Raw genomic sequence first — 6,819 nt, forward strand, 5'->3', positions numbered from 1 at the left:
ACATCCTGAGCGCTGGTCAGGGAAGACAAGAAACTGGCAACCGGAAGGCCCGGTAACGTTGAATCCGGAACGGGAAAAACAGGCGGCTTAAATTAACCAAGGGTGCCAACTACCTTGACACTTACCGGTCGGGGTCACACAACATCCATTTTATGTGTTGCCATCTTCCTTGTTATCATACTAAGTGGTTCCTGACACCTTAGCTCTTCATGTATCCTTCTCTTACATTGCTAATAAATGTTTTTAATTTCAATCGAATGTCATCATCATCTACGTTTTCCACATTTTCGGATACGTTACGAAAAATTTTTCCTGCTTCAACCACCCCCAAGCGGTTCATGATTTCAGACAGGAACATAACTGTCATTTTGTCACGGCATTGTTGTTCAAAATCATCATTGAAATCCATGTATATCCTAATCTCACAAAAATATCGGACGCGTACCTTAGCAGATCTACTTCAGGGTTGGTTTAACATCTGTGGCTAAACTGGTTTTCCATGCCCACCATGAGGTTTGAGAGCTAATAATCCTTGACCGGAGAGCTCGTTGAACACATATCGTCTAGGTGAACTATCAACTTAGATATTCAGAATGTCCGCTCCTGGCACACAGCTGCCGTAGTGGAGAGCGAGGGGCAGCTTTGAGCGAACAGCGGAAGTTAGCCTAACGGTGTATTGAGCCGTTGAAGTAACCACTTTACCGATGAGACATTCACAATTGGATGTATAGCGAGTGGTACACATCGCACCTCTGGCCAGGACTCACGCCCAATGTCACCAATGGAGCGTGGACTCTGCTTAACTTACAGAGCTATCCAGCTTAACGTCCCGAGTTTCCAGCTGAACAAATTGAATCCCATTACGTTCCACATATAAATCCCCCCAATTTTTCATTGCATGTAGAACGGGCTCCAGTGTTTTTCCGTATTGAGTCAAAGAATACTCTACCCGTGGCGGTACTTCGGCGAAGACTTCCCTGTTTATGATGCCATCCGATTCCAGTTCCCGAAGCTGTAGCGTCAGCGAACGCTGAGATACATTCCCTGCGAGCCGACGGAGTTCCCCAAACCGTTTAGTACCTGACATTAAATGGAAAATAATCAGAGGTTTCCATTTTCCTCCAGCCACGGCAATGGTCACTTCTACCGGGCAGTTAAACGGTTTTGATTTCATGCCAACCCCATTAGTGTAAAAAATACACCTATATATAAAAAATGTGCCTACTTGCGATTTTATACTCTTGGACTGATTATCACATAGCCCTTTGGCGAAATAATTAATAGGATTTATGGAGATAATGTAATGAAAGCAGCATTTTATGAAAAGTGCGGTGCAGCGCATGATGTTTTGCTAATAAGCGAGTTACCGGATCCGATCCCTGGACCAGGTGAGGTGCGCGTCCGAATTACCTTCTCCGGACTCAATCCGACTGACATCAAATCTCGTACTGGCTTTGCGGGATCAAAGCAGCAATTTCCTCGAATTATTCCGCATCAGGATGGTTCCGGCGTGATTGATATGGTCGGACCTGGAGTTACGGCAGAGCGCATTGGACAGAAAGTGTGGGTTTATGAGGCACAATCAGGGCGTGCTTTTGGAACCGCTGCACAATATGTTGTTATCCCTTCAAAAAATGCTGTTGTATTACCGGACAATGTTTCTTTTGAAACAGGTGCATGCCTCGGTATTCCTGCGATGACAGCACACCGCTGTTTGTTTGCCGATGGAGATTTACGTGGAAAATGGGTACTTATTCAGGGCGGCGCAGGGGCTGTAGGAACAGCTGCCATTCTTCTGAGTAAATGGGCTGGGGCAAGAGTTATAACCACAGTGAGTCGTCCGGAGCAAGAAGATATCGTTCGTAAATTTGGCGCCGATATTATTGTTAACCGGCATACCGAAGATGTGGCTGAGCGAGTCAAGCAAGCAACCGGTGGGTTCGGTGTTGATCGAATTGTCGATGTCGACTTAGTGAGTAACCTCAATACAGATGTGACTTGCCTGAAAAAATCTGGCGTTATTAGTGCCTACGCCACTGAAGAGCCATCGGCTCAGCTGCATATTCCTTTTTTGAAAACAATGTTTGAAGGTTTTGTCTTTCGTTTTGTATTTGTCTATACGATGCCGGAAGAAGCACGAAACGAAGCCATCCGTGATATCACAGCCTGTCTGAAAATGGACGCATACACTCCTGAGATCGCGCTAACGCTTCCTCTTGCTGATATTGCCGTTGGTCATGAGGCGATGGAGCAGGGTAAGGCTATCGGCAAAATATTAATCAGCCTGGAATAGCGCTTCTTGAATCATTTTAATGTCCGCTCCTGGCACATTGCTGCAGTTCTTTTTTTAATGCTCCGCGGGTTTGTATAAAAAGCGTTTTATAAATCGTTTCGTGTGACACATGCATTTCCTGATTATCCGGATAACAGCGTTTCAGCCAACCGGCGATTTGTTCCGGCGACCAGTCATGATGCATCTTTTCTGCAATGATTTTACACAACGTGGGGCTTTCAATTAGCTTACAAGGTTTTGGTCTCAGAGCACTTTCCCACGCAGCAGTATCCGCTTTTGCTGCCCGGTATTGTTTTGCACCTCCGTGCCTCTTGATCTCGCGGCTAATCGTCGAGGGGGCTCTTGATAGTTTGTCAGTGATGTCCCTGATGCTTCGTTTTGCTACCAGCCCTCTGGATATCTCCTCTCTTTCATCAAGCGAAAGCGCTAACCGGTGCCGCTTTCGGACAGGGGGACGGTATCCACCAGTCTGATGGATAGTGGGCATAATAGAAGAATGGTATCTGTCGAACATTCTGGCGATGTCATGCAGGGAATCACCTTGCTTGTATCTGTCCCAGATAATCGCCTTTTGTTCTGGCGTGTAGTAAATGCGAGTTCTTCGTTTCATGGCAACGTCCCCCTTGATCAAGGATAGCGTTGCATCGACCCATTGAACTCACAGCGAAGAACGGACGTTGTTTCCAAAATATCTTTCTCAGTTGTAATTTATTGCAGACAAAAAAATAGGCAGCTTTCGCTGCCCATTGTCCATGTCAGAAACGATTACTGAATCTGGTTAGCCTTTTGCAGCGGCAGCACCAGGTTCATATCGTTCTTGATTTTCAGATCAAGCGTAGAAGCGATTTGTTTGAGGACTTCACGATCGCCTTCAATTTTAGCTTTACCATTGCTGATAAGGTCATCCATCTTCACTTTACCGGCAACGACCGCGATGAGATCGGTTTTAGCAATCTCTAAAGTGGTATCGGCTTTCTGCGCAGGCATATCAGCATCCAGTTTGACGTAGTTCAGCACACCGTTGTGCAGATCCAGCAGGAACTTAGTGCCATCCATTGTCAGTGCAATGGTATGGTTGCCCAGTTTTTCTGCTTTGATTTGATCGGAGGCCATGCTGATGTAAGAGAGCAGCATTTCCGGTGGCAGAGCTGCAATCACTTCCGGAGACGCGGTGCTCAGTTTATTCGGAACACTGCCGCCCACACGCAGTTCATGCGCCGCTGACAGATACAGGTTACGGTACAGCGCCGTTTCTTCCTGATAACCCAGCTGTTCCAGGGAATCCGCCATCAGATAGTTGGCATCTTTGTTGGAAGCATCATAGGAAACAATGTTGTTCAGCAGGTCCGCCGTGAAGCGATAATCGCCCTCTTTGTAGCTCTGAACGGCCAGGTCAACCACTTTCTGCTCGCCACCCAGGGCCTTCACGTAACGCTCGCCGCGTGCTGCATCAGGGTATTTCGCCAGTTCTGCCGCATTACCACTGAACCAGCCCAGATTTTTGATATAGGTCGATTTCAGGTTATTGCGGGTGTTGCCATAATAAGGACGGTTATCCCACTTTTTGAATACTTTTTCTGGCAGTTTTGCGTTTTCCGCAATGTCATCCGGACGATAGCCGTAGTTGGCATAACGAATGGTGGTGTTGTAGATGGACTGATAGGCATCACGCTGGTCTTTCATATACTCGACCACGTTCTGGTTGCCCCAGACCGGCCAGGTGTGTGGACCAAACTGTACTTCCACGTCATTGCCCCAACGTGCAATCGCAGAGTTGATATAAGACGCCCATTCACTGGCATCACGCGTCTGTGCGCCACGCAGTGTGTAGATGTTGTGTTGCAAATGGTTGACTTCTTCCGCCATGGAAAGGGCTTTCCACTGCGGAATGTACATGACCATCTCTGCCGGGGCTTCTGCACCAGGTGTCAGGTAGAAGACAAAGTCCACCCCATCAATGGTCACTTTCTCACCATCTTTGGTGATGCTCTTATTCGGCAGTGGCAGCGTTGATTTTCCGTTCGCCAGAACCGGACCCAACGCAGCGGTGATACCGCCAGTTGGACCTGCTGTCAGCACGTTACCGTACTGATAACCGGCACGACGAGCCATGATGTTACCGGCCATGACGTTTTCGCTCACCGCTTCCTGTACGAATCCTTCTGGTGCCAGGAATGGAATCTTACCGCTTTTGATATCTTCAGGTGTTGCCAGGCCGGAGGCGTAAATACCGCCAAAGCCACCGAAGTGGTCAGCATGGCTGTGAGAGATAATCACACCTTTCAGCGGCTTCTTACCACGCTCTTTCTCATACAGTTCAATAGAACGTTTGAAGCTGTCGGTGGAGTACTCCACATCATATAAAACGATACCGGTATTGGTTTCGATGATGGTCAGGTTGGAAATATCCTGGCCACGGACCTGATAGATGTGGTCGGAGACTTTATACAGACCACCGCGGTTGACCAACTGAGCATGACGCCACAGGCTTGGGTTAACAGAAGATGGTGCTTCTTTGTTCTGCATAAAATTCAGGCCGGTAATATCAATAACACCGTCAATGTCACCGTTATTAATCAGCGGAGCAACGAAGCCTTTATCCGTGTTTTCGAAGTCGGTCTTGTTAGCAAAATCCAGCTCGTTATAGACAGCTTTGTTTTTCGTAGCGGTTGAATCCGTTGCTGGCTTACTTTCAGCAGTAAACTGATAATCTGCGGCCAGCACAGAGCCAGAGAGCAGCAATCCGCCACAAAGCAATGCCAGGGGAGATTTTTTGAACATAAACCATTTACTCCTAATTATTCCAAAGTGATTCATTGATTTTTTGACATTAAATGAATGAAGCCCACGGTTTCATCACCATAAGAGAATAATAGACTCAATGATAGATATTGCTACTAATCAAAGGTTTAAAAGTGAATGAATCGTCAAGTAAATCGCCACGGATAATCTAGACACTTTCGAGCCGTTGGTAATACTCGTTTCATATTCAGCAGGTGACGTGTTCATACTCAAGAACGGACAGCGGAAGTTAAATCCGAAAACCACTCTTGTTTGAAGGAGGCTTAGAAAAATGAATAAATCCTACGCGAGGTACAGAAAAATTTTTGAGAGAGTTCCTCCACACGGATGAGTAGTTTTACAGGAACTGAAGATTCAACCCTGCAAATATCTGCCAGCGAGGTTGACCAGGTCCATGATCGGCGACTGAGCCCTGTGGTTCAACAAAGAAGTTGTAGACCGTTTTACCCTGCTTAATGACCTGACCGACACCAAGCCCAAGGGGGACACTGTAGCTGTCGTTCTGGAAGTTTTTAACCCAGATAGGAGCACTGCGAAGGTAGGTACCCCCGCCAAGTTGATAAAACATAAACGGCTGAAATGTCCCCACATTGACATCGCTGCGATCGCCTTCTCCGGCAACACTGTGCTGCCATGATGCAAGATAGCCATACTGGAATACGGGAGAGCTGGCATTAAACAGCACATTAACCAGGCCTGCTGAGAGTTTACCGGTTCCCAGTGCGTCTTCTGTTGCCGTAGGGGCCGTAATCTGCGGTCCAAAACCAAAGCTTACGGCAGGATTACCGGTGTCAACCAACCAGGATGCGAACAGATTTAAATCACCCAGTCCTGTTTGATGACCGCCTGTTGGGGGGGATGGATAGGTGTTTACGGGCAATGACCCACGTAAAATCCAGTTACTTTCCCCCAGAGAGAAAGGGGTCGCATAGCGAAACCAAAACTGATTTGCTTCTTTATCCGTGCCGCTGACATCGCCGATATAATAATTCTGCATATTAAATGCAGTCATATTGGCAAGTGGGTTGTTCGCCTGTGCAGCATCACCGGCGGCATAGGCTGTTGAGGTTGTGATCATTCCTACAAAAAGTGTCTTTAGTGCTGTTATTTTCATGATGTTACCTTCCTGGATTTTTAATCTTTACATTCAGGATGGCATGGTTTCAAATAGTTTCCAGTGTAGTGGCTCATTAAATTTGGTCATCCGAACAGAGGTGTACCACATCCGTCTCTGGCACAGGGCTGCTGTTGCAGCCCTGACTGACATGTTCCGCCAGTTGGCGCTTAAGACGGGCATTTTCAGCAGCCAGTTCACTTTCACGCTCTGACGACGTCATTTTTTGCTGTTGTTTACTGCGCCAGGCATAAAGCTGTGACTCGTAAAGGTTGAGTTCCCGGGCTGCGGCAGCAACACCGATGCGTTCCGCAAGCTTCAGGGCTTCGTTGCGAAATTCAGGCGTGTGCTGTTTATGGTTTTTTTTGAATTGATGCTGGTTTTGTCATGAGTCATATATGGACGCCCAGTGTTATGCAAATACTGATTTGATACGGTTCGCTGCCATATATCCGGCGTCATTTATGGAAAGAGGTTTCCTGTGCCATGATGTCATCCGCACCCTGTTTCCTTATCACCTCACCGGTATGTTGCTACCAGAACTCACGCCAGGATTTTACAGGGTCGGTCTGCCGTTTTCTCATCAGTGTCTGCAAACTCAGTTAAACTA

The 6,819-nt window shown here is 47.2% G+C and carries 5 protein-coding genes and 2 pseudogenes; 1 reads left to right on the plus strand and 6 read right to left on the minus strand.

The window, feature by feature from the left end; all coding sequences use genetic code 11:
- Positions 1-199: 199 nt before the first annotated feature.
- Positions 200-409: a hypothetical protein gene (locus tag GVK32_RS28055; protein ID WP_159874099.1), complete on the minus strand. Its 210-nt coding sequence runs from the start codon at positions 407-409 to the stop codon at positions 200-202.
- Positions 410-799: 390 nt separating this feature from the next.
- The gene (locus GVK32_RS28060; RefSeq protein ID WP_159874101.1) at positions 800-1,174 is read right to left on the minus strand and encodes a helix-turn-helix domain-containing protein; all 375 of its coding nucleotides are present in this window, start codon (positions 1,172-1,174) and stop codon (positions 800-802) included.
- 129 nt (positions 1,175-1,303) lie between these two features.
- On the opposite strand from GVK32_RS28060, the gene GVK32_RS28065 reads away from it, so the two are divergent.
- Positions 1,304-2,293, plus strand: a complete 990-nt coding sequence (locus GVK32_RS28065; RefSeq protein ID WP_159874103.1) for an NADPH:quinone reductase — start codon at positions 1,304-1,306, stop codon at positions 2,291-2,293.
- A gap of 22 nt (positions 2,294-2,315) precedes the next feature.
- Here the strand turns inward: GVK32_RS28065 and GVK32_RS28070 are convergent.
- The 4 genes and pseudogenes from GVK32_RS28070 to GVK32_RS28085 form a co-directional block, all read right to left on the minus strand.
- A pseudogene (locus tag GVK32_RS28070) lies at positions 2,316-2,903 on the minus strand (transposase); the annotation flags it as partial.
- A gap of 155 nt (positions 2,904-3,058) precedes the next feature.
- Positions 3,059-5,074: an alkyl/aryl-sulfatase gene (locus tag GVK32_RS28075; RefSeq protein ID WP_159874105.1), complete on the minus strand. Its 2,016-nt coding sequence runs from the start codon at positions 5,072-5,074 to the stop codon at positions 3,059-3,061.
- A gap of 358 nt (positions 5,075-5,432) precedes the next feature.
- Entirely contained in the window at positions 5,433-6,209 is a 777-nt protein-coding gene (locus tag GVK32_RS28080) for a hypothetical protein (RefSeq protein ID WP_227697921.1), read from the minus strand.
- Between the two features lie 154 nt (positions 6,210-6,363).
- A pseudogene (locus GVK32_RS28085) lies at positions 6,364-6,598 on the minus strand (transposase); the annotation flags it as partial.
- Positions 6,599-6,819: the final 221 nt, after the last annotated feature.

Source organism: Klebsiella sp. 18074, from assembly GCF_902705905.1.
GTDB classification, from domain to species: domain Bacteria; phylum Pseudomonadota; class Gammaproteobacteria; order Enterobacterales; family Enterobacteriaceae; genus Klebsiella; species Klebsiella terrigena.

Excerpts from the sequence above, each read along its gene's own strand:
- GVK32_RS28075 (WP_159874105.1), bottom strand. The coding sequence starts at position 5,074 with ATGTTCAAAAAATCTCCCCTGGCATTGCTTTGTGGCGGATTGCTGCTC.
- GVK32_RS28060 (WP_159874101.1), bottom strand. The coding sequence starts at position 1,174 with ATGAAATCAAAACCGTTTAACTGCCCGGTAGAAGTGACCATTGCCGTG.
- GVK32_RS28065 (WP_159874103.1), top strand. The coding sequence starts at position 1,304 with ATGAAAGCAGCATTTTATGAAAAGTGCGGTGCAGCGCATGATGTTTTG.
- GVK32_RS28080 (WP_227697921.1), bottom strand. The coding sequence starts at position 6,209 with ATGAAAATAACAGCACTAAAGACACTTTTTGTAGGAATGATCACAACC.
- GVK32_RS28055 (WP_159874099.1), bottom strand. The coding sequence starts at position 409 with ATGGATTTCAATGATGATTTTGAACAACAATGCCGTGACAAAATGACA.